Origin of the sequence: Microcoleus sp. BM001215392 (assembly GCF_036700185.1) — a bacterium.
Lineage (GTDB): Bacteria > Cyanobacteriota > Cyanobacteriia > Cyanobacteriales > Microcoleaceae > Microcoleus.
In genome coordinates, this window is record NZ_JAUBOJ010000053.1 from 1 (window position 1) to 26,386 (window position 26,386).

Sequence of the window (26,386 nt, forward strand, 5' to 3'; positions counted from 1 at the left end):
ATATAAGTTATTAGTTATAATTTTATATTTACTGCGGTCATGCTTCGCCCCTACAAATATATTTGCACTCATTGAGATGCACCCAGTCGCACCAGTCAAAAATGATTTTACTATATGTCTACATTCTCTGAGTCTGTGAATCCACATCTATTATTAAATCGCGTCGCGGTTCTCGCTACCATGCACCAAAAAGAACTGGTGATGGCTCCGATTTTGGAACGGGAATTAGGCGTAAAAATCATAGTACCTACCGATTTTGATACGGACAAATTTGGCACGTTCACTAGAGAAGTTAAACGTTTAGGCACTCAAATAGAAGCGGTTCGATTAAAAGCAGCAAAAGCTTTGGAAATTGCGGGCGAAACTCTGGCTTTTGCCAGCGAAGGCAGTTTCGGGCCTCACCCAATGATGCCGTATCTGCCAGCTAATAGAGAAATCGTAATTTTATTAGATAAAACCCACAATCTCGAACTTGTCGGCGAATCTTTGTCGGTGGAAACTAATTACAGTCACCAGTTAGTTTCTAGTGTAGAAGAAGCCAAAGTTTTTGCTAACAAAGTGGGATTTCCAGCACACGCACTGGTTGTGATAACGGGGGCTGCTGCCGCAGGTAATAGTGAAATTGTCAAGGGAATTGTTACAGAAAAACAGTTGTTTGATGCTGTTAGGGCCGGTATCAACAAATCAGTTAGTGGTAAAGTTCATGTCGAAACAGATATGCGGGCGATGTACAATCCGACTCGGATGCAAAACATCGAAAATGCCACTCTGGATTTAGTAAAAAAATTTAAGCAATTCTGCCCTGAGTGCGGTTGGCCGGGATTTGATATTGCCCAGAATAAAATAGGATTGCCCTGCGGACTTTGCTATTTTCCGACTCAGCTAGTGCGATCGACAATTTATCTATGCAAAAACTGCGGTTATACTAAAGAAGAACTGTTTCCCGACGGTCGAGAGACTGCCGATCCCGCTCAGTGTCAGTATTGCAACCCTTAAAATTAAGTTACTAATGATAGCCGTAGCAACCGAACGCAACTGGAAACCCGTTATTAAAGAATTTGAAACCGCAGTCGGCAAAAACGGGGTAGTCCAGCGCCGCGAAGAATTGATTGTATACGAGTGCGACGGACTCGCCAGCTACCGCCAGCGCCCCGCCCTGGTGGTATTGCCGCGAACTACTGAGGAAGTGGCAAATGTGGTCAAAATATGCGATCGCAATTCAATTCCTTGGGTGGCCAGAGGCGCAGGAACCGGGCTGTCCGGCGGCGCTTTACCCGTAGAAAACTGCGTGTTGATTGTCACAGCCCTGATGCGAAAAATCCTGAAAGTAGACTTAGAAAATCAGCAAGTAGTCGTACAACCGGGAGTAATTAATAACTGGGTAACCCAAGCAGTTAGCGGCGCAGGTTTTTACTACGCGCCCGATCCTTCCAGTCAAATTGTTTGTTCGATTGGTGGCAACGTTGCCGAAAATTCTGGTGGCGTACACTGCCTCAAATACGGAGTGACAACCAATCATATTTTAGGATTGAAATTGGTAATTCCAGACGGTTCGATTGTCGATGTCGGCGGCGAAATTCCGGAAATGCCAGGTTACGATTTAACTGGTGTATTTGTTGGTTCCGAAGGCACTTTAGGAATAGCCACAGAAGTTACTTTGCGAATCTTGAAAGCGCCGGAATCGATTTGCGTTCTGTTGGCAGATTTTCCTAGCATAGAAGCAGCGGGCGAATCGGTTTCGGATATTATCAGCGCTGGGATTATTCCCGGCGGCATGGAAATCATGGACAATATCAGCATCAATGCTGTAGAAGATGTCGTAGCAACGGGTTGTTATCCGCGCGATGCGGCCGCAATTCTGCTCGTAGAAATCGACGGTTTAGAAGTGGAAGTTGCGACAAACAAACAGCGAATTTCTGATATTTGCAAGCAGAATGGAGCGCGAAATATCACAACAGCTCACGATCCAGAAACGCGGATGAAAATTTGGAAAGGGCGGAAAGCTGCTTTTGCGGCTGCGGGTCATCTCAGCCCGGATTATTACGTGCAAGATGGCGTAATTCCGCGCACGCAAATGGCTTATGTTTTGAAAGAGATTGAGGGTTTGAGCGAGAAATACGGCTACCGAATTGCGAATGTATTTCATGCGGGAGATGGGAATTTGCACCCGCTAATTCTGTACGATAACTCGGTAAAAGGTGCGCTGGAAAAGGTGGAAGAATTGGGCGGGGAAATTCTCAGGCTGTGCGTGAAGGTTGGCGGCAGTCTTTCGGGGGAACACGGGATTGGTGCTGATAAGAAGTGTTTTATGCCGGATATGTTTTCGGAGGTAGATTTGGAGACGATGCAGTGGGTGCGTCAGGTGTTTAATCCGAAAGGTTTGGCGAATCCTGGGAAGATGTTTCCGACGCCGAAGACTTGCGGGGAAGCTGCGAGGGCTAAGGTGGAAACTATGAAGAAGTTGGAGGGTGCGGAGGTGTTTTAAGGCGTTGTGTATGAGAGTTGAGGGCGTGTTTTTAAACCCGGAGATCCCCCCTAGCCCCCCTTAACAAGGGGGGGACAAGAGCAGTCAAAGTCCCCCTTTTTAAGGGGGATTTAGGGGGATCGAGACTGGACTATAAGTGACATCTATTAATGTGTTTTATCTTAACAGTAAGGTGCTTGCTGCATCCGACACTAATGTGCGATCGGCATTTTGATAACAAATTCCGTGCCTTTGCCCAATTCTGAAGTACAATAAAATTCCCCTTTGTGTCTTTCTACAATAATTTGATAGCTAATTGACAAACCCATTCCGGTGCCTTTACCAACGGGTTTGGTAGTAAAAAATGTATCGAATATGCGCTGCTTGACTTCCTCAGTTATTCCCTGCCCGTTGTCAGCAATTTTGATTTCTACAAAATTGCCGACAACTTCTGTGCAAATTATAATTTGGCGAAAATTTTTGGGCATTTCTTGAAAATTTGGCATAATGTTTCCATCATCTAAAGCATCGATCGCATTGCTGAAAATATTCATAAAAACTTGATTTATTGGCCCGGCAAAACACTCGATAGGCGGCAAATTTCCGTATTTTTTGATAATTTGAATTGGCGGCATTTCGCCGTTTCCTTTCAAGCGGTGATTGAGAATTAACAGCGTGCTGTCAATACCTTCGTGGAGGTTAACGGGTTTCATCTGTGAATCGTCGTGCCGCGAAAAGTTCCGCAGCGACTGCACAATCTGGCAAATGCGCTCGACGCCTACGCTCATTGAAGACATGATTTTGGGTAAATCTTCAGCTAAAAATTCGAGATCGTTATCTGCTGTTTTTTGTTGAATCTCAGCGACTGGATTGGGATAATGTTGTTGGTAAAGTTCTAGGAGCTGAAATAAGTCTTGAGTATAGCCTTTGAGATGAGCGAGATTCCCGTGAATAAAGCTGACTGGGTTGTTAATTTCGTGAGCGACTCCGGCTATTAGCAATCCCAAACTAGACATTTTTTCGCTCTGAACTAATTGGGAATGAGTGGTTTTGAGTTCCTCAAGTGCTGCTGCTAGTTGTGCTGATTGTTCTCTGCTTTGCGCTTCGGAATTTTGCAAGGCTTCTTCGGCTTGTTTGCGATCGGTGATGTCTCTCTGTACGCCGATGAAATGAGTTAATTTCCCGGTTCTATCGCGCACGGGAGATATTGAGAAATAATTCCAAAAAGCTGTTCCGTCCTTGCGGTAATTCTTTAATATTACCTGACATCCGCTCTCTGCTTTCAAGGCTTGACGGATAATTTCTAGCGCCTTGGAGTCGGTATCGCTTCCTTGTAAAAATCGGCAGTTTTTCCCGAGAATTTCTTCCCGTCGATAGCCTGTCATGCTTTCAAATGCGGGATTGCAATAAATAATTGGATGTTCTGGGTTGGTGGCGTCAGAAATTGTAACTCCGGTGCTGGTAGCGGCCATAGCCCGATCGTACAACCAAAGCATTTCTTCTGCGCGCTTGCGATCGGTAATGTCCCGCAAGGTGGCTAAATAAGCCATTTCTCCCTCCCATTCCGTTTCCACCACCCGCATTTCTACTACAGCGTTGGCTTTGTGCTGGCGAATAGCTTCAACTTCTGTTTGTATGACCCGCATTCCTGGTGTTTCTGTTTCTCCAACTTGGTGAATAATATCCGTGTCCATCTCTATGTCGCAAGCTGAACCTTCTACTACTAAATTGCCAAAAAATGCTTGACCTAAAAGTTGCTCTGCTTTGCAGTTAAATAGCGCTTCTGCTGACGGGTTGGCAAAACAGACAAGGCCTTGCTTGTTGACGATTGCGATCCCGTCAGCATTTTTGGCGATCGCATTCTTAAACCGAGATTCACTCGCTTTCAAATCCTGTTTTAACTGTTCTATTGCTTCCTGCATTTGCTGCATTTCGCAAACATGAATAATGTGAGAATGTGAAAGGTTAATCTCGGCAGAATTGTCGGCAGATTTTTGGGGTAAATCTTGACGATCTCTTTTAGGGGTCATATTATTAGCAAGTGTTTTCTGGGTAGTGCTAATATTGCCGAGCTGATTCTCGGGTTCGGCTTGTTGAAAAAACATATTTAAACCTTCGCTTTAATTATGGTGTCGAACTCGCCTGGTTTTTAGGCTTTTTTATGAACTGAACAATTTACACCCAATGCTAACACATCACTTTGAAAATTCCTCCTAAAATAGGGTAGAGATTCCAGAGCGATCGCCATCTAATTATCTATTGCTTGTTGGCTAAGTAATTTCAACAACATCGGCATTTACGTAGTAGCAAGACTAACTATTAAGGCTATATATGACTTCAATCCCGCTCGCGCCTGACAAAATAACAGGAGCCAGCGGCAAGTTCTAAATATTTAAAAGCAACTGCCAAGTATAAATTATTATACGATTTATAAAATAAATACGCTATAAAAAAGCAGACTCATCTATTAATCGAGACAATAATCACCATTGCCAATTAGCAAATTATGTACCTGCCGCCAGATTTGATATAGAATGTAACCTGTCTATTTTTGCGATCGCAATTTCAAACCAATGGCACGTCTAGCACTTCTGAGCGTATCCAATAAAACCGGGCTAATCGACTTAGCGCGCAGTCTAGTAGAAGAATTTGAATTTGACATAATTAGCAGCGGCGGGACAGCAAGCGCCCTCAAAGAAGCAGGAATTCCAGTCACGAAAGTTGCGGAATATACTGGTTCTCCCGAAATTTTGGGCGGGCGAGTCAAAACACTTCACCCGCGAATCCACGGAGGTATTTTAGCACGCCGCGATGTAGCGCAAGACCTCGCAGATTTAAGCGAAAATCAAATTCGGGCGATCGACTTAGTTGTAGTCAATTTGTATCCATTTGAACAGACAATTGCCAAACCAGGGGTAACACTTGCAGACGCAATTGAGCAGATAGATATCGGCGGGCCGGCGATGCTGAGAGCATCAGCTAAAAATCACGCTCATTTGACAGTTTTATGCAATCCAGAACAGTACAATACTTATTTAGCAGAACTGCGCCAAAACGGCGCGGAAGCATCCTTAGAGTTTCGGCAAAAGTGCGCGTTAGAAACATTTCAGCATACAGCAAATTACGATCGCGCGATCGCCAATTATCTCAGCAGCCAATCCCAGCCAGCAGAATCGAAGCTAACACAGGAGTTTAGTGTATCGGGAACAGAGCTGCAAACACTCCGCTACGGCGAAAATCCCCACCAAGCCGCCACCTGGTATCAAAGCGGAACTACACCGACAGGCTGGACGACTAGCACCATTCTGCAAGGCAAAGAATTAAGCTACAATAATTTAGTAGATTTAGAAGCAGCAAGACGGTTAATTGTAGAATTCCCAGAAACTCCCGCCGCCGCTATTCTGAAGCATACAAATCCTTGCGGTACAGCCTTGGGAGCGACTATTTCCGAAGCGTATCAAAAAGCTTTCGACACGGATTCAGTCTCAGCTTTTGGCGGAATAGTCGCCCTGAATCGCCCGATTGATGCTGCTACCGCCACAGCGCTAACTCAAACATTTTTAGAATGTATTGTCGCCCCAGGCTGCGAACCGGAAGCGGAAGAAATTATCAAGAAAAAGGCGAAGGTTCGAGTATTAATTTTGCCGGATTTGACTCAAGGCCCAGCACAAACTGTGAAAGTAATTGCAGGCGGTTTGCTAGTACAAGAATCGGATAATGTAGTAGAAGAAACTAGCAAATGGCGCGCAGTTACACAGAAGCAGCCGACTGTGGGAGAGTTAGAAGAATTGCTGTTTGCTTGGAAAGTAGCGAAACACGTGAAATCGAATGCGATCGTTGTGACGCGCGATCGCACTACAATCGGTGTCGGCGCCGGACAAATGAACCGCGTGGGATCGGTTAAACTAGCGTTGGAACAAGCAGGAGAGAAGAGTAAAGGAGCAATTTTGGCTAGCGACGGCTTCTTCCCCTTCGATGATTCGGTAAAAACGGCTGCTGAGGCGGGGATAATTGCGATCGTCCAACCGGGAGGAAGTATGCGCGATAAAGATTCGATCGCAGCAGCAAACGAACTCGGAATCACAATGGTTTTCACTGATATCCGGCACTTCTTGCATTAGGAATAATGCCTATAGCAATGCTCAATTGTGTACGATAGTGTAGGGATATAATAGTGTTTGGGTGTCAGCTTAACCCGAAAGACCGCCAGGGGTTAAAACCCCTGGCTAATAGCTGAAGTCCTCGGTCGAGGACTAATGAGTTCTTGAGTCCTCGACCGAGGACTTTCGCTATTAGACAGGGACTTAAGTCCCTGGCGGACTGTGGGTTTAACGCGATTGTTGACACCAATCAACACTATTATGTCCTAACGAATTCCCAGTTGCGTCCTTAAAAAAATTATGACTTACACTGAACAGCAAATTCAACCCCAAGACGTAAAAGTTAAAATCCTGCTGACCGGCGGACATCAGTGCACCATTACGCTCAAATCCGACACACCATTATTGCACAGCCTTGTCAAAGCATTAGTCGATCGCGCGCAACAGACAGTAGGTTTTTCCAGCTTATTTCAAATCCCCATAGACGACGGGCGTTCCAGCCTTTCCTTTCCCGCCGAACACCTAGTCGGATTAGTCACAGAACCCCCAATTTTATTGCAGCAACCGCAACCGCAGCAGCCAGCAATCCCCCTAGAAATCCGCCTAGAAATTCCCGCAGAAATTCCCACAGAAATTCCCGCACCCGCGCCTGTAAATGACGACTTAATATCTCGCTACGCCCAAATAGATAACTTTTTTACAGCCGCAGAAAAGAACAAACTAATTAAATATGTTTTAGCCAAAGAATCAGAATTTGTGACTACCAGCACCTCAACAAATGCCGAAGATTACCGTCGCTCAATGGTGCTCCACTCCTTCCCGGAATTTTCTACACTGATGGTGAATCGCATTAAAGCAATTCTCCCCGATGTGCTGCGTAAATTAAATATCCCAGCATTTCCGCTGGGTGACATAGAAGCTCAGTTAACTCTGCACAATGACAACAACTTTTACAAACTTCATAACGACAGCGGTTCGCCAGATACTGCCAGCAGATTTTTTACTTACGTTTATTATTTCAACCGAGAACCTAAGGCTTTTTCAGGCGGGGAATTGCTGATTTACGACAGCAAAGTCGAGAACAATTTTTATGTTGCAGATGAGACATTCAGAACGGTTGAACCTCGGAATAATAGCATTGTATTTTTTCTGAGCCGCTATATGCACGAAGTTTTGCGAGTTAGCTGTCCCTCGAAAGCTTTTGCTGATAGTAGGTTTACTATTAATGGCTGGGTGCGGAAAGCGGATTGAGACTTGTTGCATAAATATTTTATGAATAGCAAAACCGCAGATTTAAGGCAGATAAACGCAGATAAACGCAGATATTTTCAAGATAAGACGGCGGTTTCAACCGCGTCTATACAGACTAAACCCACCTCGGTGGGTTGAAGAATGGATGGTTAAAATTACATGGTCATGGGTTCCCAGACTCTAACCTGGGAACCTGTTAAATCGAAAATCGAAAATCTTATTACTCCTGTGCTCCGGCACTTTTGAGCAATTTCACAACAGTGGAATAACCTTTAAATTCAGCTAACATTAAAGCTGTATAATTGCCAGGATTTTTGTGATTTAACTCTGCACCAGCGGCGATTAAAATCTCTACTGCATCAGCATAACCGCGATGGGCGGCCCACATCACAGCAGTTGCGCCGGACTCATCGAGCAAGTTGACATCCGCGCCTTTTTCGACTAATATTTGGACGATCGCCAGATAACCGCGATCGCACGCCTTCATTAAAGCAGTTTTCCCTAAATCTGCCGGGATATTCGGATCTGCACCGCCGTCAAGCAAGGCTTTCACAGTCTCAGTATGTCCGTGAAATGCAGCCAGCGTCAAAGCCGTCTCGCCAAAGTTTTTAGCATTCAGGAAATCTGGGCGATTTGAGTTTACTTTTTGCAGCAAAGCGGATACGATCGCACTGTGACCGTGAACAGCCGCCACCAGCAAAGGCGTATCGCCCAACCGATTTCTGGAACCGACATGAGCACCTCGGTTTAACAGCAATTCCACCACATCTTGACAGCCTTCAACCACGGCAAAATTCAACGCAGTTTCATCATCTCTGTCCTTGGCGTTGATATCCGCGCCAGCATCTAGTAATATATGTGCGATCGCCAAATTTCCCCCAGCCGCCGCCGCCATCAAAGCCGTCCCGCCATCTCCACTTTTGACATTCGCATTAGCACCCGCAGCCAGCAGAGCTCGCACCGCATCAACATTACCGGAATCCGCAGCCAAAGTTAAAGCAGTTTCGCCCTCTTTGTCGCGAATTTCCACATCAGCACCAGCAGCTAGCAGCGTCTCGACTACCGCCAAATTGTCCGCCGTAGCAGCCAGCATCAAAGGAGTTTTGCTCCTCTGATTTTTAAGATTAACATCCGCAGCGCGATCGACCAAAATTCGGACAATTTTAGCGCTACCTTGACTAATAGCTGAAAATAGCATAGAGTTATCAGCAACAGCACCCGCATCAGCCAAAGCTTTCACAACAGCTTCGCGTCCCGACAAAGCAGCTATTTTTAGAGCCGAATCGCCATCTTTATCTCGGACATTCACATCAGCCTTAGCATCAAGTAACAGCCGGACAACATTGATATCGCCTTTGTGAGAAGCCGCCATCAAAGCCGTACTTCCATCATCATTTTTAGCATCAACATCAGCACCCGCAGCCAACAACAGCCGCATAACATCAGCCTGTTTGTTAGCCGCAGCCAACATCAAAGCCGTGAGGCCAAAACGTCTGCTGGCGAGGTTGACATTAGCGTCATTGTTTAGTAAAATACGCACGATTTCTGTATAGCCCTTTTGGGTGGCAAACATCAAAGCCGTCGTCCCCTCAGAGTCTTTGGCGTTAGCGTCAACGCCCTTAGCGAGTAAGGCTTGGACGTGAATAATGTTGCCAGTCTTGGCAGCTTGGATCAATACAGCGTCTTGTTTAGTGGCAGGCATAATAGTCTCTCATACCGTATATTTGTACCGTCGCACGAGACGGACTTACTGGTATGCTAAGTTTTATGAAGTATGTTTACTAATCCTGAGAACACTATGAATCTGGAAATTCCGCAGTCTGTAAAAGTTTGGAGTCAATTCTTCCACCCAGTTTTAATGTGGGTATTGCTAGCAATCTCATTTTATGCTTTGTATCTGGGAATTCAAATCCGCCGTACCAGAAGTGCGGAAGGCGAAGTCAAGAAAGAGTTAATTAAGGGCAAATTCAATATCAAGCACCATCAGATGGGCTCTTTGCTGCTAGCCTTAATGGTAACAGGTGCGATCGGCGGAATGGCCGTCACCTACATCAACAACGGCAAACTATTTGTCGCCCCGCACTTAGTCGCCGGCTTGGGAATGACCGCAATTATTGCCATTTCAGCCTCCCTGACTCCGTTGATGCAAAAAGGCAACAATGTTGCCAGATACACTCACATCTTTCTGAACGTGGCGCTGTTGGGGCTGTTTGGTTGGCAGGCGGTAACAGGTGTAGAAATCGTGCAAAGAATCATCAGTAAAATGTAACGGTTAAAGTACGATTCAGGACTTGCGCGCGGATGTCCAGAAACCGGGTTTTTCACGTGTTTACTTCGCTGTAGGCGTAAATTCTGCTAAAAACCCGGTTTCTTTAATCGTAACAGTCGTAGGGTGCGCCGCCATGGATAATCCCTCGATCGCGATCGACAATCTCACAGCTCCGCACCAGGGTGATTCAACAGTTGAATAAACAACCCTATCTCTTAGTCTTTCCCAACAGTCGTAAGGTGAATCGCGCTCAGATTATCGATGGAATTCATAAATTTTTATATATCCGCACCCTAAAAAAAATCCAAGCCATGCTAGAAACCCTCATCAACTATTTTGTTTACACCACCAAAGGCCACATTACAAAAAACCAATTAATCAAATTCTTATATTTAGCCGACCTTTATGCTGTCAAATGGACAAACAAACAACTTACGCAGCTCAATTGGCGTTATTATCACTATAGCCCTTGGAACGAAGACATAATTGTCGCCTTAAATCAAATGAATGGCAAAACAATCATTCAAGAATTGGTGGGAGAAACCATATTTATCCGACTTGGTGCCGAAGCAGGTAATATCGACGATTTAGAATTGCCTGTAGGACTAAAACTAATGCTGGAAAACATTCGCAGAGAATGGGCAGGCTCAGGACAGGATAAAATCCAGAAGTTACTAAAGTATGTCGGCAGCACTGCGCCAATGATTGAGGTTAAAGATAGCCATCAACTAGAGCAAGTGGTAAGGCTTAATCTTGAGACAGAAAGACAAAAAATAATCAATGAATTAGGGTAATAACGTGGCTGGAAAAACACCTCGCCAAGGTTGGATTTATTTAGTAAATCCCCAAAAAATATCTCTTCGTTGCCAACAAAATCACAATCACATTTACGATCTAAGTGAGCCAGGCGAGATCGAATGCAAGACAGTTGATTGCAATCTGATAATTAATTCTAGTAGGGTTTTGCGGGGAGAGCATCATTATCTGTTTTGGGAAATTGACCAATTTCAAGATAACTCAGAATGCTTGCAAACTTTTACGGTGATTCCCTTAACGTTCCAAGAAACCTGTAAAGGTTTGCCAACAGCATATCCGATTAACTCGACCACCAAAAATGGTCTCGATCGCAATTCATTAGCTTTGGTGCATCAGATATGCACAGTTGAGGCTAATTGTTTTAAGGACTCGCAAGGAAATTGGTTTGAGCGAGTTGGACAAGTGGATAAAGGAGATAAGGAGTCGATAGAGGAACGTTTAAAGTATTTTTTGAATCTTGGGGATAATTCTAGTGATGATTGGTTGATGAACAATGTGTCTGTGGAAGTTTTAGAGAAAGTCTTTGATTATTTTCCGAAGGAGATGACGAAAAAGATTGATTTAGAAAAAGTCATAAGCGATCTAGAATTATGGTGAGATGCAGACGGCGGTTGAAACCGCATCTATACAAAAATACGGGACATCGCAGTGCCGATATATGGTAACTTAACCCCAAAGTCCGCTCAAGCGAATTAATTCCCCCTCTTATAGCGAAAGTCCTCTCAAGAAAACTAAATAAATCATCAGTCCGAGAGGACTTTTGCTTTTAGGTAGGAGTTTAAACCCCTCGCGGACTGCGGGTGTAATGCAGAGAAACCCGGCTTTTTTACCCGCCATTAAAAATTTGTTCCGCTGTCAAAGTCAACTCGGGAAATACCGCCGACTCAATTCTCTCATCTCCCCGAAACAGCTTAACCTGATACTCACCATCTACCAATTGACAAACCGACAAAGTAGGCTGTTTCGGAGAACCAATATAACGGCTACCTCCCAAACCCAAATAATCAACAATCCAGTATTCAGCAATGCCTAATGCTTCATATTCGATCATCTTATGTGCATAATCATCGCGCCAATTTGTGCTGACAACTTCCACAACTAACTTAACAGAATCTCCCTGAGTAATAACTGATTCTCGTTCCCATCGAGACTCATTGGCTTCTACGGCTTGTTTATCTAATACAATCACATCTGGATCGTAGCCTAAGTTATCGCTGAATTTAATTGTACATTCCTTGGGAATAAAGTAAGGAAGTTGTAATCGCCTAATTTCAAAACCAAATTCTAGCGCCTGGAAACCTGCGACGACTGAATGTTTACCAGTTGGATTAGGCATCTCAACAATAACTCCGTTACGTAGTTCATAGCGTCCGCTTTCTGGCTTCCACTCCAGAAACTCATCGAAAGTTATTAACTTGGATATTGCTTGAATCATGGGAAAACCTCCAATCTTCTAACATTATTTTAACATAAGAATAATTTGAAATCGTTTTATAAACCCGGTTTCTCCAAGCAACCGGGTTTATTTGCATTCGCAATCATGGCGTTATGGCATTTTTAAATCGGATGCAATACAGGACACGGCAGTGTCGTTTCCCTAATCTGTTTCCGATCGCACTTTAATTAAAAAAGGCGGCACCCAGATTTGAACTGGGGGTGGAGGTTTTGCAGACCTCTGCTTTGACACGAAAAACCCGTCAAAACAAGGGGTGTAACAAGCTTAAACCAAAACTGCATTATATCTGCATTAATAAAGCCACTCATTCCTTTTTCTCTAGCGAGAAATGTAATGCACCCAGAACTGACCGTCGGGAATGCAAGTCCGCTGAATCAAGTCATAAGAGTAGTGGAGAAATTCACCGCTTAAATCCGTGCGGTAGCCACTGTCAAAATATTCACCATAAGGATCGTGCACGATAAAGCCTTTGTCATCATACCCGGCCAGGACAATAATATGCCCGAAAGATGTGAAATAGCCATGTATCACGCACGGGTTGCCAGCGGCAAGGTGATTTTTACAACGATCAATTGTACCCCAAACAGTAAAATCATCCTTAAAGCCATAAAACTCGTTTACAACTTTTGCCAAATCCTGTGGTGAATGGCGATTGAGGTTATTGTTTTCCATCAACCGATAAAGGTGATCTTCAAACTGTTTGTTTATAATATCTCCGGTCGTATCACTCAGATATTCAATAGCCATAGCCAAGCTAGTTACGTTACAAGCGCCAGCGGGATTGTGCTTGTTATCTAGCTGCGATTTGTATGGAATAGTAAGCCGAATGGAAGGCGCGCGATTTGTTGACGGATCTAGCTCTAGGCGCGCGTGACTTTGATAAATAAACCACTCTCGCCTACCTTGAAATGGTAACTTCAGAAAGATTTTCCAGTGCTTATTACGATCGGGCTTAAAATCATAAAGCTCAAAAATCTCACCTTTAAGTACGACAACCTTCTCCTGCAACTGCAAATTTACGGATTGAAGCGGCCGAGTTTTGAGGTTCGTGATACCAGTTATTGTTAACTTCATGTCTTAATTTTCCTCAAAATCCCGTGTCATCATCGTCATATTGATTGGTGAAAATTTCTTCTATATCGCCAACCGTCCCGCGAACATTGTACCCATGTCCCGTACTAAGGTATTTTTCCAGGTCGTCTATCCGTCCTCTTAGGATGAATACCATCCCCTTTAACGAATTGAGTTTGTTTTGGATAATAACTAATCGCTTGACAATCCCCTTTGATACATTCCAGATGCCCACAAGAGATACTATTAAGCCAACAGAGGAACCGACGACTGATATTGTTTCAACAATTTCTTGCATATCGTTTTTGTTAAAGCGAATTTAACTATTCAAACATTCCCAGTCAATTATCATTGTAAATGAAATAATAAATCGTCGGCATTCAACTTATTGACAATACTGCCAACAATTTAAATGCCGACGTAAAGCAACAATTAAATAATTGTTATGGATTGCTGAGGTTGAATCTTTGCATCCGGCAAATAAACAGTTTTAGCTCGTAATGTGATTGTGCTATTCTTGCTAATAGCTCCAGCGTTGTCAAGGGATGGAACTATATCTTCTACAAGTGGAGAAGCAAAATTAATGTAAGCTCCCGTGTCAACAGACGTTCCGTTATTGTAACTTTCTTGCGCCTTCCGATAAGCGACTGCTGCGCCAAAAACGATTTGAGAAGGCGTTAAATTAGTCATTGCTGATGTATTAAAAGCAGCTTGAACCGTAGTCCCTAGATTGGTGTACCAATTTGCTGTAGAAACGTCCATTATGTTAGCTCCCAAATATTTAAGTCAAAAGTTCTCCCTCTCAAAAAATAACCTGCCTTAAAATACAGTTCATATGTAGAGGGAAAATACGGAATCGAGAAATTAATGAATTGCTTTTGATTTACCCAACTTTTGCGCCAAGAATTTTGAATTTCTCCTATTTCGGTTGACACAGCAGGTATAAAATAGCCTGCAAAAGCTTTGATAAAATTATTACTAAATTTAGGTTCTACAATGATTACTGTTCCCGAAAAAAGAACAGGTATTTTGTAGGGTTCTAAGCCTAATAATAAAGTTTCCTTGTACACCGGAACAGAAGATAATGGCATTATCCTAAAACAAAAGAAGCTTTACGGGGTATGGAGGCACTTACAACTCTTTTTGAGTCAATTATTGCGCCTATCAATCCACCCGCGGTACTTAAATTTCGGAAGGTTGCAACAGAAGCTTTAGAAATAAAAAGACTTCTATTTGTACGCTTGCCAGCACCGTCATCCAATACAACGGTTACTCTTTTTAATTCCCCCGCTTGGAGTAAATCTTGCAACCTCCAAGGAACCTTAACTCCGCTGGTCGTATCAGGTAAAATTACAGGTTTTAGTCCGGTAGCTGCTTGAAGTTCTGGCGTGTAAACTTTGGCGTTGCTGATGAAGCCATAAGCAACAGTATCTTCGCCAACAAAAACCAATCCTTTTGGCATATTTTCCTATGGTAAATAATCTTGAGCTTTGAGATCGGCGCTAATTGAAGTAATTACGCCTTGAGGAATTGTTTTTCCAACCAAATCTTGCTCGGCAACTGTTGTTTTATTAGCTGCACACAAAATTTTTGTATTTTTGCGATTCAATGCCGTTGTACCTGTTCGCGCCATTAGACTCTCTAAAACTCCGTACAACAGCAAGTCTTCAACTCTGTGAACAACTTGCTTGTCTGTAGTGGGAGCTAGAGAAATTCCAACGGTGGCGCCAATTGAAGCGTAGAGAAGCGGATTTGACATAAAATAATATTTTTGTGTCGCTCCAGCACCTAAATCTACTGTTGCCAGCATTTTTTTGAGAGCTACCATTATCGAAGCCTCCGTCGAACCGAAAATCTAGCGGAAGTGATAATCCCTGTTCCGTAAGCTTTTCCGGGTAGCTCAGTTACACAGGTGTCTAGTTTTTCAAGTGAACACAGCAAACGGGTTTGTTTTGTTTTAGTGCCAACTTTGTAAGAAATTTTGACACTACCTAATAGTCCTTTGCGAACCCCAGCAACCGAGGTTTCACTGAAACTGCCGGGAGGTGCAGCACCTGTAAGTGCAGTAATGCCTACTATTGGCCCTATCGTAGCGTCGTATTTTCCAGTAGGTAAACTCATGATAAGTTTGCCTGTTCCTGCGGTCTCAACTTGGTGAGCTGATTTGGGCATAAAAAATATGTGTATAATCTACACCTTCCATTGTAGTAGTAGTTTGAGGGTTTTAAGGAGTAAGTAAACTATGGAAACCTATAGGGTTTCCGAAAACTTTCGCTCCTTATTCTCTCAGTCGTAAACCACTGTACCTCTTTCTACTAAAGGGATGGGCGTTGTTAATTTTGACAACGTAATCTCTGCACGCCAAAACGCAACATCTACCAAAGGTCGTTCAGTAGGTTGGCTAACCTGCTGATCCAAAACTGTTATATCAGGAGGGTTTGTTGGAAAAGTTGTTGCTTCATCTACAGCTTTGCTCATCCGAATCTTTGAAATATCTAAACTTAGGTCTGACACTGCCAATATTTTTGTCAATAGCGATCGGCCAGCAGTTTCGTTTCTACAAAGCCACCATTGGCCGTCGAATCCTTGCCAGCGATTTTTGTAGCTAAGAACTTCTCTACCTTTCTCCCAAACAAACAAATCAGGAGTAGCAAATTGCTCTTTAATTTTTCGAGCATAAGTTCGTAAATCTGATTTACCAATAAGAGGTAACGGGATTTTTGGATCGTCAGTTTTATTCATTATTCTAAATGATGTTTCAGCTTGAGCTCTTTTTTCACCTCTAAAATATAATTTAATTTCTGGTTGCCCTTTCATTGGTGGCCAGTTTTTTGATTGAGATTTGGATGCACTTCCCCCACCTTCATATTCAATTTGGATAATATGCTGAATTAATTGCAAGTCAGTACCCGTAAGCAATACAGATTCTGCCTCAGATCGATCGCGCCAATATTCAATTACCCGAAACCCGTAATTAGCCCTTTGCTGTGAATTACTCCATTCCCTAAACCTTGGTCGTGACTCTGGCTTTTTAATTCGCTCCCACTGTTTGTCACCATTTAGTAGGAAATTACTATCACTTCGATTTTCAGTAAAATCAAGAAAGCCTTTTTCCCATAATTCAAACCAGATTTCAAAATCAACCCGCGCACCAGTAACAAACCGAGTAGCTTGTACAATTTGTATCATCTGCCGTAATTCCGCAGGTGTGCCGGCAAGTCGATAAAATTCCGATTTGTGGTCGCGATTTGGATAAAAATCAATTACCCGCCAGCCTAAAGCCTGAGCCGCTGGCGGTTGGTTAAGTTCGTGAATTTTAGGGCGATCGCCGAACGAGCCACCCCACGGCCGACTTTCGGATGCGCGATTAGCTTCTAACGAGTATCCTTGGTATGTTCCGGCTGGATCATCGGCATCACCTGGAAATTCATCCTCAAATCCGTTGTTAAAGATGTCTAGCCCCATTTGCCCTGCATCGCCACCACCGCCTTCGCCTTTTTCTGATTGCAAATATTGATCAAGTATTTGCCGCCCAATACCGCTCCAATTGGTTGTACTTGCCATAAATACCTCTACAGTGCGTAACTTACTTGAATTGACGATTCAGCACACATATCTTGCGCAGCTTCGATAAATTCTTCTGCAAAATTTTGGATTGCGCCATCGGGAAGTGATTCTATCCATTCTTCCTGTGCCGAGGCAAAACTCCAAGGTTTTTGCCCTTCTTCTCCCCAGGTTTCCACCATTTTGCCCAACCCGGGATGAATACTGGCTAAGTTAACGCCACGGGCGATCGCCTTTACCGCCTTTCGTACATTTAAGTAAGCTTCCAGCCCAGCAATATTCATGGCGGCTCGGCTACTACTGGCAATCGCACTTTTAAGATTTTCTACCGCTTCCTCCCACAATTCGGAGTTTTCATCAAAATTATTGATCCGCAATTCATCTAATTTAGCTATTAAATCGGGATTAAAGCGAATTAAATCTGCTTGATTGGCGTAAGCAACTCGCCCCAACGAGAACCCGCACAACGTACCCACCATGCTACCTAAAGCTTCACCCCATACACCTGCTTGTCCCTCCAATAAGGATTTTTGCTGAGACCTAATTTGTTGATCAGAAATTTGAAAATTAAAATTCCAAATTCGCTGCACACCACCAACTGCGGCGCGAACTAATCCGCCCAGCCCTAAAGCGGTAAAAGCCAACCGCGCCATTTTCCAAATTTTTACAATTCCACCGCCAACAAATCCCGCAACAACACCCCCAATAACAAGAACTACGCCACCGGTTAGAAGTGCCGCCCCCGCACCAGCAATTGCGCCGATTGGATTTTCTCGCAACCAAGTGCCAAAATTAACGCCAAAAATATTAACTTTGTTGAGTTGCTGTTGAATAAAATTGGCAAACCGATTTAACAAATCTCCGGCAGCGGCAACTATCCCCCCCCAAAAGCCGGAGACTGCATCGACTATTTCTTTAAGCCCTTCACCTTTGTACCAGGATTGAGGAAGGTAAGCAGCAGATAAATTCACAGTTATTTTTTCCTTTTTTTAGTACGATTACGACTGGCTGTGGCAGCCTGAGCCACGTTCTGACGAATTAGTGCCATTTCAGTTTGCACTTTAAATTTAGCTGATTCTACCAACTTATTGATAGAATTTGCAGCATCCCCAGAGCTGGGAATAGAAAGCAGACGCTGTACAAAATCAGCTAACCCTCGAAGTAAATCTCGCATATCAGTTTTTTCATCTTTGCTACGGCGAGAAACTTTGATTTTAGTTTCGCTGGGCTTCATTGTTTCTCTAAGAACTTTTTCTGTAGCTTCTTCTGTCTTTTTTTCTAAATCAGGATTAGCTTTGAATCCTTGCCCTTTTATCCATTGTCCAGCGTATGGATCGCCTTCTAAGTGAACTTTTATATATTCTTGCTTTTCAAGCATTCCCGAATCTTCAAATAATGCCTGTACCATCTCAGCCGTTTTAATTTGGTCAATCCTAATAGCTAAATTTGTTCTGAAATCTCGCAATACCAAATTAACAAGCGCATCTACATCACCGCCAGTGTCAATGTGAAATTTAATATTTTGCCTGAGAAGATCGGAAATTGACAACGATCGCACTTCGATCGGCTGGTCTCCTTCAATTGCCGGATTTGCATCTTTAATGGTTAGAATTTCGCGAGGATTTCCCAATGCAGCGTCCAAATACTGCATTTGGATTTCGTACGCCATTATCATATTATGGATTTTAATATCACCTTCAGCACCAGGAATTAGCAAACTTTTGGCAATTAAAGCATCTTGAAGTTCACCTGGTGGAAATAAATACTCGAATCGGCGCAACATCTGGAACATATAAGATTGCTGCTGTAAAAAACCACTCATTTTAGCAGCATCATCTTTGTTGATTTCTAGTTCTCGCTTGTTCCCTAGTTTGTCTTTATTGGGTTGACTGTTTGATTTTAGTGACTGTTCTGAATCTCTACTGTATTCTGGATTTTGAAGTTTTCCAGTAGGGACTTTGTAGCTCTGCGGGTCTAGCGCTGTATCCAAATTATTGGCTTGATCAACCATATACATCAGCAACTCATATATTGTTGTAAATCGTACCTTAATCTTTTTAGGATTGCTGGGATTTTCGATCGGTGTTTCCACTCGCTCAAGTTCTTCGCCAATAAATCCAGCTTTTTTAGTTTGCGGCACGAGACCTTGGGGGCCAAGCTCGCGCCCAAGTAAACGTAAAATTTCAATTTGAAGTAGAAAAGATTTTTTACAACAATCGTCCATTTTTTTCTTTGTTGGTGGAGAATTGGGGAGTGAATCAGACAATTCAGAAGGATTATTAGGGTCGGGAAAATTTTTGGAAGGTATATTTTCCGGCAGCCCACAAGACGAATAAATTACTTTGTAGGTCGTATTCCATTGATTATATATTGGGCTAGCCACATAAAAAGACACGAGACCATTTCCTGGCCTATTGAGATATTCGTTTAACACATTTTCTCTTCCAGAGTACCCGTATACAACATAATTTATATATCCTGCTTCTGTTTGGCTCCAAACCTGATTAAAATAATCAAATGACCCACCTCCGCCCCAAAAAGGACTAACATTTGGGGAAATGCGAGGATTATTAGATGGAAGTCCACCAGGTCTTTTAATGAATGTTAATTTAACAGTTAAAGTTTCTGACTCGCCATTAATTTCTGGAGTATAATCTCCATCTCCTTCATATTCATACTCATCATAAATAGTATCACCCCAAATACTTGCGCGACGATGCTTTACCCCAAGGATATATGTGCAATACTTATCAGCACTTCCAACGGGCCAACGAGGAATTTCCCAATTCAACGGGAAGTCGGTTGAGTTACCTGGTGGATCTGGCTGAGCGATCGGTTTCCTGGGTTCGCACTCATTTTTTCCAAACGTGTGCGAAAAAGGGCCCAACGTCACTGTTACATACTTAAAACACCCAGCTTTATCGCTTTCTGGCGGCGTGTCTACCCCCACGTCGATCGATGTACCGATCGGCCCCAGCCCAAAACCCAACCCGCCGTAACCGCCACGAATTCCTCCCGTAGCTGGATCGATCGAGACCCCACCCCTGGCGGATATTGGTGCGGTTACAGGCAAGGGAACCTCTACGCCTATCCCTAAATTTCCGGCGGGGGATTTACCCAGCTCTAACCCTACTCCCGATCGCGGGGCGCGTGGCTTTTCCAAATCTAGCCCTTTTCCTAGATCGATACCACCCATTGGCGATCGCCGGGGAATATCTCCCCCGGTCGGTTGCCGTGGCAAACCACCCCTGCCACCACCGATATCAGTTTCGATAGCCGCAAGATCGGCAATATCCTGCGGCCCCTCAAAGCCATTTTCGTCACTACTTGATGTGCCAATACTTGTTGTTGGCGTAAATCTAGTCGTTCTTGTCATGCAATAATTGAATTACATTAACGCAATTATGACATGGCAGCTTTCGTAAATGGTAGTGGCGGCACCCTCTCGGGAATTACATCCGTAGAAGATTGGTTTTGTGGATGCGTAAATTTTTTGCTGGGGCAACAGATGAACGCGACGCGAAATCCATCAAATATCAGGAATCTAGAGAGGACCATCAACAGTGCTGGAGCGATGAGCGGTTCGCTCACTGTTCCAGTCACTCTTTCGGCGGGTGCGGGCGCAATTATTTCAATAACAAGTGCAACATACTTAACTGGGGTGACTTGGGTAGCCCCCAGCGCTGGCGATGCCGCGCCGACCAACGAAGTAATTGCGCTAATCGATGCCGCTAGGCGTATTAAATTGCTAGAGCTGGATACTGTCAAAAATCCTACCGGCGCGAACTACCTTACCGAGTTAGGATTTAGTATGGGCAGCACGTCGGTAGGGGGAACAACCAACGGAACTTGCACTGTTAGGTGGAGCGGATTCCCACTTGATATGGCTGTCGCAGCGAACGGTGATGTAAGTTACTCCGGTAGGGTTTACCTAAGTTAAAAAATATGGAACCAGCGCGATCGACGGGAAATTTTAATCGCAGGATAACGGTGGCTGATAGCAATAATATTGTTGCGATATTGGACATGAATACCGTGAATTCCGAGTACCAAATCTTTGAAAAAGATTACTTGGTCAAATATCAGGCCGTGCTTGAAGACTTGAAAATTACGGTTGGCTTGTTCGGACTTGCCCAAGCTCCGTGGCCTGACACAAATGCCTTAATGAGTGAATCAGCCACAATGGCTGAAATTGCAAAAATTCGCACTCAGGGGCAAAAAATTAGCTTGGGATTGTATGTTGCCGCTGACAACGGGCCGTGGCAGTATGAGAGTGAGGTGGTGCTGCAAAACCAAGGTGGATCGGAAACTCACGTCCCAATTCTAGTACCGTTTCTCAGCTCAAATGAAACTTTGTTAGTTGGAGGTAACTTCAAATTAGGAGTTAGGGTTGAACCGAAATGGAATCAGCCACTGAAAGCTAATGATTATTTGATAATCAAGGGCACTTGGCGGCAGGTTGTTAGTTTTAGCAAAAAAAAAGATGACGATGTAGATGCGTTGGCGGCGAGGATTGCGGCGATCGAATTAGCTTTAGAGGGCAGGCTTATTAACTTGCCGGATAATACGGTGCTAGGCAGGAATGAAGGCGTTGGCACGGTACAAGTGTTGGCGAAAGCAGCTTTGTTAGAAAATAATTGTTTGCTTTCGCCCCGATCAGGAAGTACACCTTTTAATGCAAATACGTGGCTGCCGGCTAGTTTTGCGGCGGTACTCTGGCTCGACAACAATTCTGGGCATCTTAATTTACCCGCAACAATAACATTTGGAGTGTTACTGCAATTCGATCCATTATTTAAAACCAACCTCACCGGAAAATACAGGATTCAAACATTTAACACTGGCAATAGGTATTGGGATAGAGGTGAATTCAATTCTGCCTGGGGGAATTGGCAAGAACGAGCTTATAGACAATAAAGAGTTCAGCTAAAATCTTAGCCTACAATGGGTGTAATAGATGTTTATATAATTAAAAAAAGGACTTTACAAATTAATCAAGCCTTAACTCTCATCCTCGTGATAGCAACAAAAAGCCTCTGAAAATTTCAGAGGCTTTTTGCTAAACACCGTTATCAATTCAAATCGTCATCTTCTAAATCTTCATCCAGTTCAGCATAATCGGGGTCGTCCTCATCGTGGGCCCAGCAATGCTCGCAGCACGAACACTTGTAAAAGCCAAAATCCTCATCATAGTGAATTTCAGACGAGCCACATTTCGGACAGAACTTGTCTAACAACTCACGATGCTTTGTTCTCATACTATTCTCCCGTCAACCGTCTAAAGATTTCTCTGGCGGCTTTCCAATCGGTGCTGCCACCTTTCGTACACGACCACAATTTTTCAATTATGTCCTTTTGATTCAGGTTCAGGTTCCGCATCTTTTCGATCAATTCACAAGCCTGTTTTTTGGTCAAGTTCAAACTCGTGAACCTCTCCTCATCTACAACTAAAGCATTGTCGGTTGGTTGGTTCAGCGGTTCAGCACCTGGTTCAGAAGGTTCAGAACCACAATCCAAAAGCCACGCTCGCTTAAGGGCTTCAACAGTATCTTCTCGTTCTGAACCTGCATTCAAAATACCCTCAGCCTCCATCCGGCGCTGCTGTTCAGAAATATAGGCACTGGTAGCCAATTCATCCTCAGTGTCGGCAATGATGACAGCTTCCTTCATTGCTTCAAAGTCTTCAGCTTGACTGAGCTTGAGGGCAGCTCTGCGGGCTTCAAAACAGCAAGCGAAACCACCTATCAAGGCTAAGCCTGTGGTCATATTGTGCAAGGGAATTTTACGGCTGAGGATGAACGGTGGTGCGAGCCAGAGAATGAGCCCTGAGCAAGTCAGAGCTGAGACTTTTAAGAGCGACACAACATCACCCCCAAACCAACCACAAGTGCAGCTAAACTTAAAACCAATACACCCTGCAAGGTGATTGCGTTGATTTTTAGCCGTGCCACCAACCAATCGTCAAGCACCCAACTGAGCATCCACAGTAAGACAAAAATCATGTACACGGCTTGAACTAGAGCTAAAGCTTGCGGGTGCAGCGATGCTATCCAGCAGAGAAAGCTGGAAGCAATCGCAAGCATCAAGAAATCGTTGAGCATTGCGATCGCTTTTGTCATTGTTTAGCCACCTGCTGAGGTTTTACTCGCGGCCATTTCCGATCGCACTCTTCAATCCCTTCAAGCATCATCTCGACTTCCAAGAGATGACACTTGATATTTACGTTGACGTGGTAGATTTCAGCGTCAATTCTGGCTTCTAACGCATCCATCCTTCCGGAGATGTTCATTGCCAAGTATTCACTAGGGGTGAGTTCACCTTTGCTATTCATCCTTTGACCCCCTGTAATTTCGCTTTAATTTCAGAGATGCGAGTGTCGGCATTGCTGGCCGCTTGATCCAAACTCATGCCCAGTCGGGCATAGGCGGGGCGTTGTGCGTGCAAGTGTTTGCCGAGTCTGCCATCAGCGCGCTTTTTTACCAGTTCGTTGTCGGCAACGACACCCTCATATTTCCGGTGGTGTTTGTGGACTTTGGCATCGGCCTCTTCAATCTTCCCCAGTGCTTCGTAAGCGCGTTTGGCTTGTCGGGCACCGTCTGTTTTCTCTTTTGCTAGGCCCTTCATGGCATCAGCCTCTTCCTCTGTAAAGTAGCGCGGTGCTGGTAAAACGGGAACACTGCGGATACTGGAAAAGTTACCAGGATTTTGTGGGCTGATGACGCCAGGGCCTGTAGCAGCCAGCACTTTTGATTTGTCGATCGAATGAGTGCCATCGTGAACTAAACCGCCACCTGCGGATGATTCGGCGGACTGACTGCCACCGAATAGTTGCTTCATTAATCCCATTATTTTGACGCTCCAATTTGAATGTTGACTCTGATAGGGAATGGACTCGGAATTTTCCGCAGAACTGGCTCGACGAATACAAAAAATCCTACGACCGCGAAAAACAGTGCGAACAATTGGGGAATATTGAGGATGCTTTGAATTCGAGGGAAGTGCGGCTCGGTGTGGATAATGTTATCCACGGGTTCGATCTCCTTCCACCGATCGGACTCGCGGGTTGTGGCGGCGCGGAACGCGATCGCCTTTTCCCACGTCTCGCGCCTCGTCAGGGAGCCGAACTTGCGAATATCATCTCTGGTCAGCCCTACTTCTAGGGCTTTTTGCTTGAGAGCTTCGATCTTGAGGTGACATCGGTAAAGTTCTTGTTTTTGCACTTGCCTAACCTCTCAAACTGTTCACTTGACCTATGACCTCGATCGCCCGCGCATCAGTAATCCCCTCATCCCTGAGCGAAATCGCCGCAGAGCGAATAGCTTGCTGAGAAGTTTTCCCACTGACGACAATAACCTTGGGAGTATTAAAGCAGCGCGTGACTTTCACTTTATAAAACACATTTACACCTCCGAGATTTTCTTGATACTGCGAGAAACACCATTAGTGAAACCTTCCTCAAATTGAGCGCCGGCTTCCTCCCCCAACGTCTCCCCCAATCGTCTGTAATTGCCCATAAGGGACGCGATTTGGCCGCTAATCTTAACTAGATTTTGGTTAGCAACAGAGGAACTTTGACGGGCAACCTCAGCGTGCCGATCAATGGACTGAAGAACGATCGCGCTCGACGCGGGAACAGGAGACGCAGCCGGCATTTTTTCTACCAATTCACGAAGTTCGGCGAACTTCTGAGAATTCAATAGTTGAATTGCCTTCAGAGCAATTTGAGAATACTCAGTTGCACGAGCGCCACCACGTCGCAGAAGTTTGATGTCGATCGCATATATGCTCGTCAGCTTGGAGATCGCCTTTTGCAACGCAGATTTATTCAATCCGAGAATTCGCTGCACTTGCGAAGCCGAATACCAGCGGTCAATCGATTCGACATCAAAGGAATCGATTGAGTGAACCTCAACATCAATGACTGCATCGTTTTCGCCCTTATTCATACCCACCTCTTGAAAAGAATCAATTCGGAATCGATTTGAATCGATTTGAATCGATAAACCAACAATAAAAGGAATTCAACCACCAAAATAGTAGTCACTGACCAATGATTAGTCAGTGACTAAAATCGACTTGAATCGATTCAAATTCAAACAAAAAAGCCCCCTCCACAAGGGAGAGGGCTGCAACTATTTAATTAGGGTGTAACCGAGAGTATATCTCACCCAGCAGTCTCTTTATGTAGGGTTTGGGTTCACGGTATCTGGGGTCAGATTTGGCTTTCAAGTAGTTGTAAAGACTGTCCAATGGAATCTCGGTCTCTCTCGCGATCTTGTAAACAGACCACTGAGTCAACTCTCGAAAAGTTTTTGGATCTAATGATTTGTGTGATATATTTTGCATATCGCCTGCCTGGTTTAATGAAGGTGATCGGCTCCTAACTGTTCTTGCAGTTGAGGAGCATTTTAATTTTTAATTCGTGGCGAACTCAGCAACAGAGTAACCATCAACGATCGCCACCTGGAGCACTGCCATCAGCTTAAGCCCTTCATTCGTCTGAACTGCGGCAGACGTGAGGACTTCCGGCATATCCGGGCCACAACCTACTACACCCATTAAATTTTCACGAAACGAACCGCCTTCGCGCAAACTGTAGGCAACGGCTTCTAGTAATGCCAACTTTTGGTCTAAACTTGCTTCGTTAAACTCAGTACCAAAAAGTGTCAAGAGAACGCTGGATACTGATGGCTCGTCAATTTCACCAATCCGCTCGTAATCAATTCGGGTTTCTTCGGTAATCATGATTTAAATCCTAAAAAAAAATAGCGATCGCACTTGAGGGCAAACACGATCGCACGACTGGAGAGATAGAAAAGCCCGTCAGCCCGAGCTGCACACCACTAAGGCAGGTGCCGCCATCAATTCAAAAGGGAATAGGATCGTAATCTGCCTCAGAGTTAAAATTCATAGAATCTTTGTCTGAGGCTGGAAGCTTTGGGGCTGTCGTCTCTTGCTCACGCTTCACTTCCCTGTCGAATCGGACTGCCAGAATAGCCGCTAGTTTGATGGCTGCTTCGGCGAGTCTTGGGTATTCTTCAAGCTCGTACTTACTAGAGGTGATCATTGCCGATAGTAGTTGCGCCGCTACAACCTCACCGTGAGGCTGCGGGTAACCTGGCTCACAAAAATAGTCACGGATTACCAACTTTTCTTCAGGTGTAAATTCTTCCATCTCACCTCATCAAAGACCACTTACGATCGCCCGTACTCCAGCAATATCCCAGACTTTTGAGATTGTCGTACAGCACTAATTTGTCCAAACCCTTGCATCCAGGGAGGATTGCTAAAGCTTGTTCGTATTTTTTGAGCTTGATTGCCATAGGGTTAAAACCTAAAATCCAACACCCGCGAACTGAGAAAGTGTCCGAAATTTCGGACACTTTCTCAGTTCG

General features: G+C 44.3%; 33 protein-coding genes. 9 read left to right on the plus strand and 24 right to left on the minus strand.

Translation table 11 applies throughout. The annotated features are described in order from the left end of the window. Positions 1-114: 114 nt before the first annotated feature. Together QT974_RS08770 and glcD are read left to right on the plus strand one after the other, a co-directional pair. On the plus strand, positions 115-996 hold the full coding sequence (locus tag QT974_RS08770) for a DUF6671 family protein (protein ID WP_333468121.1): 882 nt from the start codon (positions 115-117) through the stop codon (positions 994-996). A gap of 13 nt (positions 997-1,009) precedes the next feature. Further along, positions 1,010-2,485, plus strand: a complete 1,476-nt coding sequence (gene glcD, locus QT974_RS08775; protein ID WP_333468122.1) for a glycolate oxidase subunit GlcD — start codon at positions 1,010-1,012, stop codon at positions 2,483-2,485. A gap of 191 nt (positions 2,486-2,676) precedes the next feature. On the opposite strand, the gene QT974_RS08780 is transcribed toward glcD, so the two are convergent. Next, positions 2,677-4,569 (minus strand): PAS domain S-box protein, encoded by a 1,893-nt coding sequence (locus QT974_RS08780; protein WP_333468123.1) that lies wholly within the window; start codon positions 4,567-4,569, stop codon positions 2,677-2,679. 468 nt (positions 4,570-5,037) lie between these two features. Between QT974_RS08780 and purH the strand changes: the two genes are divergently transcribed. Continuing rightward, positions 5,038-6,585, plus strand: a complete 1,548-nt coding sequence (gene purH, locus QT974_RS08785) for a bifunctional phosphoribosylaminoimidazolecarboxamide formyltransferase/IMP cyclohydrolase (protein ID WP_333468124.1) — start codon at positions 5,038-5,040, stop codon at positions 6,583-6,585. A 279-nt stretch (positions 6,586-6,864) separates the two neighbouring features. Then, on the plus strand, positions 6,865-7,815 hold the full coding sequence (locus QT974_RS08790; RefSeq protein WP_333468125.1) for a 2OG-Fe(II) oxygenase: 951 nt from the start codon (positions 6,865-6,867) through the stop codon (positions 7,813-7,815). Between the two features lie 220 nt (positions 7,816-8,035). Here QT974_RS08790 and QT974_RS08795 read toward each other — a convergent pair whose 3' ends face one another. Beyond that, positions 8,036-9,517 carry an ankyrin repeat domain-containing protein gene (locus QT974_RS08795; RefSeq protein ID WP_333468126.1) on the minus strand — a complete coding sequence of 494 codons (1,482 nt, stop codon included), beginning with the start codon at positions 9,515-9,517 and terminating at the stop codon, positions 8,036-8,038. A 96-nt stretch (positions 9,518-9,613) separates the two neighbouring features. On the opposite strand from QT974_RS08795, the gene QT974_RS08800 reads away from it, so the two are divergent. The 3 genes from QT974_RS08800 (at position 9,614) to QT974_RS08810 (ending at position 11,497) form a co-directional block, all read left to right on the plus strand. Then, entirely contained in the window at positions 9,614-10,084 is a 471-nt protein-coding gene (locus tag QT974_RS08800; RefSeq protein ID WP_333353073.1) for a DUF4079 domain-containing protein, read from the plus strand. 194 nt (positions 10,085-10,278) lie between these two features. Next, the gene (locus tag QT974_RS08805) at positions 10,279-10,878 is read left to right on the plus strand and encodes a type II toxin-antitoxin system antitoxin SocA domain-containing protein (protein ID WP_333468127.1); all 600 of its coding nucleotides are present in this window, start codon (positions 10,279-10,281) and stop codon (positions 10,876-10,878) included. A gap of 4 nt (positions 10,879-10,882) precedes the next feature. Next, on the plus strand, positions 10,883-11,497 hold the full coding sequence (locus tag QT974_RS08810) for a type II toxin-antitoxin system PemK/MazF family toxin (RefSeq protein ID WP_333468128.1): 615 nt from the start codon (positions 10,883-10,885) through the stop codon (positions 11,495-11,497). A gap of 229 nt (positions 11,498-11,726) precedes the next feature. Here the strand turns inward: QT974_RS08810 and QT974_RS08815 are convergent, their stop codons facing one another. The 11 genes from QT974_RS08815 to QT974_RS08865 form a co-directional block, all read right to left on the minus strand. Beyond that, positions 11,727-12,335, minus strand: a complete 609-nt coding sequence (locus QT974_RS08815) for a Uma2 family endonuclease (RefSeq protein WP_333468129.1) — start codon at positions 12,333-12,335, stop codon at positions 11,727-11,729. Between the two features lie 339 nt (positions 12,336-12,674). After that, positions 12,675-13,430, minus strand: a complete 756-nt coding sequence (locus QT974_RS08820) for a C39 family peptidase (RefSeq protein ID WP_333468130.1) — start codon at positions 13,428-13,430, stop codon at positions 12,675-12,677. 13 nt (positions 13,431-13,443) lie between these two features. Continuing rightward, complete coding sequence (locus QT974_RS08825) at positions 13,444-13,725, minus strand: hypothetical protein (RefSeq protein WP_333468131.1); 282 nt, start codon at positions 13,723-13,725, stop codon at positions 13,444-13,446. Positions 13,726-13,859: 134 nt separating this feature from the next. After that, positions 13,860-14,189: a hypothetical protein gene (locus QT974_RS08830; RefSeq protein WP_333468132.1), complete on the minus strand. Its 330-nt coding sequence runs from the start codon at positions 14,187-14,189 to the stop codon at positions 13,860-13,862. Further along, positions 14,189-14,518 (minus strand): hypothetical protein, encoded by a 330-nt coding sequence (locus QT974_RS08835; protein ID WP_333468133.1) that lies wholly within the window; start codon positions 14,516-14,518, stop codon positions 14,189-14,191. Before QT974_RS08835 ends, QT974_RS08830 begins: the two co-directional genes overlap by 1 nt. Continuing rightward, complete coding sequence (locus QT974_RS08840; RefSeq protein WP_333468134.1) at positions 14,518-14,889, minus strand: hypothetical protein; 372 nt, start codon at positions 14,887-14,889, stop codon at positions 14,518-14,520. The genes QT974_RS08835 and QT974_RS08840 overlap by 1 nt, the downstream gene beginning before the upstream one ends. 6 nt (positions 14,890-14,895) lie before the next feature. Beyond that, complete coding sequence (locus QT974_RS08845) at positions 14,896-15,255, minus strand: hypothetical protein (RefSeq protein WP_333468135.1); 360 nt, start codon at positions 15,253-15,255, stop codon at positions 14,896-14,898. After that, positions 15,255-15,548, minus strand: coding sequence for a hypothetical protein (locus QT974_RS08850; protein WP_333468136.1), 294 nt, complete (start codon positions 15,546-15,548; stop codon positions 15,255-15,257). Before QT974_RS08850 ends, QT974_RS08845 begins: the two co-directional genes overlap by 1 nt. A gap of 165 nt (positions 15,549-15,713) precedes the next feature. Beyond that, positions 15,714-16,991 carry a hypothetical protein gene (locus QT974_RS08855; RefSeq protein WP_333468137.1) on the minus strand — a complete coding sequence of 426 codons (1,278 nt, stop codon included), beginning with the start codon at positions 16,989-16,991 and terminating at the stop codon, positions 15,714-15,716. Positions 16,992-16,999: 8 nt separating this feature from the next. After that, complete coding sequence (locus QT974_RS08860; RefSeq protein WP_333468138.1) at positions 17,000-17,962, minus strand: hypothetical protein; 963 nt, start codon at positions 17,960-17,962, stop codon at positions 17,000-17,002. A 2-nt stretch (positions 17,963-17,964) separates the two neighbouring features. Next, positions 17,965-20,367, minus strand: a complete 2,403-nt coding sequence (locus QT974_RS08865) for a hypothetical protein (protein ID WP_333468139.1) — start codon at positions 20,365-20,367, stop codon at positions 17,965-17,967. A 33-nt stretch (positions 20,368-20,400) separates the two neighbouring features. Here QT974_RS08865 and QT974_RS08870 point away from each other — a divergent pair, with 33 nt between their 5' ends. Together QT974_RS08870 and QT974_RS08875 are read left to right on the plus strand one after the other, a co-directional pair. Next, the gene (locus tag QT974_RS08870; RefSeq protein ID WP_333468140.1) at positions 20,401-20,931 is read left to right on the plus strand and encodes a hypothetical protein; all 531 of its coding nucleotides are present in this window, start codon (positions 20,401-20,403) and stop codon (positions 20,929-20,931) included. Between the two features lie 5 nt (positions 20,932-20,936). Then, positions 20,937-21,908 carry a hypothetical protein gene (locus QT974_RS08875; protein ID WP_333468141.1) on the plus strand — a complete coding sequence of 324 codons (972 nt, stop codon included), beginning with the start codon at positions 20,937-20,939 and terminating at the stop codon, positions 21,906-21,908. 155 nt (positions 21,909-22,063) lie between these two features. On the opposite strand, the gene QT974_RS08880 is transcribed toward QT974_RS08875, so the two are convergent. The 11 genes from QT974_RS08880 to QT974_RS08930 form a co-directional block, all read right to left on the minus strand. After that, on the minus strand, positions 22,064-22,249 hold the full coding sequence (locus QT974_RS08880) for a hypothetical protein (RefSeq protein ID WP_333468142.1): 186 nt from the start codon (positions 22,247-22,249) through the stop codon (positions 22,064-22,066). 1 nt (position 22,250) lies between these two features. Beyond that, positions 22,251-22,757 carry a hypothetical protein gene (locus QT974_RS08885; RefSeq protein WP_333468143.1) on the minus strand — a complete coding sequence of 169 codons (507 nt, stop codon included), beginning with the start codon at positions 22,755-22,757 and terminating at the stop codon, positions 22,251-22,253. An 83-nt stretch (positions 22,758-22,840) separates the two neighbouring features. Continuing rightward, positions 22,841-23,110 (minus strand): hypothetical protein, encoded by a 270-nt coding sequence (locus tag QT974_RS08890; protein WP_333468144.1) that lies wholly within the window; start codon positions 23,108-23,110, stop codon positions 22,841-22,843. Next, on the minus strand, positions 23,107-23,322 hold the full coding sequence (locus tag QT974_RS08895; protein ID WP_333468145.1) for a hypothetical protein: 216 nt from the start codon (positions 23,320-23,322) through the stop codon (positions 23,107-23,109). Before QT974_RS08895 ends, QT974_RS08890 begins: the two co-directional genes overlap by 4 nt. Then, positions 23,319-23,837, minus strand: coding sequence for a hypothetical protein (locus QT974_RS08900; protein ID WP_333468146.1), 519 nt, complete (start codon positions 23,835-23,837; stop codon positions 23,319-23,321). The genes QT974_RS08895 and QT974_RS08900 overlap by 4 nt, the downstream gene beginning before the upstream one ends. Then, positions 23,837-24,211 carry a hypothetical protein gene (locus tag QT974_RS08905; protein WP_333468147.1) on the minus strand — a complete coding sequence of 125 codons (375 nt, stop codon included), beginning with the start codon at positions 24,209-24,211 and terminating at the stop codon, positions 23,837-23,839. The genes QT974_RS08900 and QT974_RS08905 overlap by 1 nt, the downstream gene beginning before the upstream one ends. A gap of 4 nt (positions 24,212-24,215) precedes the next feature. After that, positions 24,216-24,389: a hypothetical protein gene (locus QT974_RS08910; protein ID WP_333468148.1), complete on the minus strand. Its 174-nt coding sequence runs from the start codon at positions 24,387-24,389 to the stop codon at positions 24,216-24,218. A 2-nt stretch (positions 24,390-24,391) separates the two neighbouring features. Beyond that, entirely contained in the window at positions 24,392-24,937 is a 546-nt protein-coding gene (locus QT974_RS08915) for a hypothetical protein (protein ID WP_333468149.1), read from the minus strand. A 469-nt stretch (positions 24,938-25,406) separates the two neighbouring features. Further along, a complete protein-coding gene (locus QT974_RS08920; RefSeq protein ID WP_333468150.1) occupies positions 25,407-25,736 on the minus strand; it encodes a hypothetical protein in 330 nt (109 codons plus the stop codon). 121 nt (positions 25,737-25,857) lie between these two features. Further along, positions 25,858-26,166, minus strand: coding sequence for a hypothetical protein (locus QT974_RS08925; RefSeq protein ID WP_333468151.1), 309 nt, complete (start codon positions 26,164-26,166; stop codon positions 25,858-25,860). Between the two features lies 1 nt (position 26,167). Then, positions 26,168-26,386: hypothetical protein (locus QT974_RS08930; protein ID WP_333468152.1), on the minus strand; the 219-nt coding region annotated here is incomplete at its 5' end.

Excerpts from the sequence above, each read along its gene's own strand:
- QT974_RS08770 (WP_333468121.1), top strand. The coding sequence starts at position 115 with ATGTCTACATTCTCTGAGTCTGTGAATCCACATCTATTATTAAATCGC.
- glcD (WP_333468122.1), top strand. The coding sequence starts at position 1,010 with ATGATAGCCGTAGCAACCGAACGCAACTGGAAACCCGTTATTAAAGAA.
- QT974_RS08780 (WP_333468123.1), bottom strand. The coding sequence starts at position 4,569 with ATGTTTTTTCAACAAGCCGAACCCGAGAATCAGCTCGGCAATATTAGC.
- purH (WP_333468124.1), top strand. The coding sequence starts at position 5,038 with ATGGCACGTCTAGCACTTCTGAGCGTATCCAATAAAACCGGGCTAATC.
- QT974_RS08790 (WP_333468125.1), top strand. The coding sequence starts at position 6,865 with ATGACTTACACTGAACAGCAAATTCAACCCCAAGACGTAAAAGTTAAA.
- QT974_RS08795 (WP_333468126.1), bottom strand. The coding sequence starts at position 9,517 with ATGCCTGCCACTAAACAAGACGCTGTATTGATCCAAGCTGCCAAGACT.
- QT974_RS08800 (WP_333353073.1), top strand. The coding sequence starts at position 9,614 with ATGAATCTGGAAATTCCGCAGTCTGTAAAAGTTTGGAGTCAATTCTTC.
- QT974_RS08815 (WP_333468129.1), bottom strand. The coding sequence starts at position 12,335 with ATGATTCAAGCAATATCCAAGTTAATAACTTTCGATGAGTTTCTGGAG.
- QT974_RS08820 (WP_333468130.1), bottom strand. The coding sequence starts at position 13,430 with ATGAAGTTAACAATAACTGGTATCACGAACCTCAAAACTCGGCCGCTT.
- QT974_RS08825 (WP_333468131.1), bottom strand. The coding sequence starts at position 13,725 with ATGCAAGAAATTGTTGAAACAATATCAGTCGTCGGTTCCTCTGTTGGC.
- QT974_RS08830 (WP_333468132.1), bottom strand. The coding sequence starts at position 14,189 with ATGGACGTTTCTACAGCAAATTGGTACACCAATCTAGGGACTACGGTT.
- QT974_RS08835 (WP_333468133.1), bottom strand. The coding sequence starts at position 14,518 with ATGCCATTATCTTCTGTTCCGGTGTACAAGGAAACTTTATTATTAGGC.
- QT974_RS08840 (WP_333468134.1), bottom strand. The coding sequence starts at position 14,889 with ATGCCAAAAGGATTGGTTTTTGTTGGCGAAGATACTGTTGCTTATGGC.
- QT974_RS08845 (WP_333468135.1), bottom strand. The coding sequence starts at position 15,255 with ATGGTAGCTCTCAAAAAAATGCTGGCAACAGTAGATTTAGGTGCTGGA.
- QT974_RS08850 (WP_333468136.1), bottom strand. The coding sequence starts at position 15,548 with ATGAGTTTACCTACTGGAAAATACGACGCTACGATAGGGCCAATAGTA.
- QT974_RS08855 (WP_333468137.1), bottom strand. The coding sequence starts at position 16,991 with ATGGCAAGTACAACCAATTGGAGCGGTATTGGGCGGCAAATACTTGAT.
- QT974_RS08865 (WP_333468139.1), bottom strand. The coding sequence starts at position 20,367 with ATGACAAGAACGACTAGATTTACGCCAACAACAAGTATTGGCACATCA.
- QT974_RS08870 (WP_333468140.1), top strand. The coding sequence starts at position 20,401 with ATGGCAGCTTTCGTAAATGGTAGTGGCGGCACCCTCTCGGGAATTACA.
- QT974_RS08875 (WP_333468141.1), top strand. The coding sequence starts at position 20,937 with ATGGAACCAGCGCGATCGACGGGAAATTTTAATCGCAGGATAACGGTG.
- QT974_RS08880 (WP_333468142.1), bottom strand. The coding sequence starts at position 22,249 with ATGAGAACAAAGCATCGTGAGTTGTTAGACAAGTTCTGTCCGAAATGT.
- QT974_RS08885 (WP_333468143.1), bottom strand. The coding sequence starts at position 22,757 with ATGACCACAGGCTTAGCCTTGATAGGTGGTTTCGCTTGCTGTTTTGAA.
- QT974_RS08890 (WP_333468144.1), bottom strand. The coding sequence starts at position 23,110 with ATGACAAAAGCGATCGCAATGCTCAACGATTTCTTGATGCTTGCGATT.
- QT974_RS08895 (WP_333468145.1), bottom strand. The coding sequence starts at position 23,322 with ATGAATAGCAAAGGTGAACTCACCCCTAGTGAATACTTGGCAATGAAC.
- QT974_RS08900 (WP_333468146.1), bottom strand. The coding sequence starts at position 23,837 with ATGGGATTAATGAAGCAACTATTCGGTGGCAGTCAGTCCGCCGAATCA.
- QT974_RS08915 (WP_333468149.1), bottom strand. The coding sequence starts at position 24,937 with ATGAATAAGGGCGAAAACGATGCAGTCATTGATGTTGAGGTTCACTCA.
- QT974_RS08920 (WP_333468150.1), bottom strand. The coding sequence starts at position 25,736 with ATGATTACCGAAGAAACCCGAATTGATTACGAGCGGATTGGTGAAATT.
- QT974_RS08925 (WP_333468151.1), bottom strand. The coding sequence starts at position 26,166 with ATGGAAGAATTTACACCTGAAGAAAAGTTGGTAATCCGTGACTATTTT.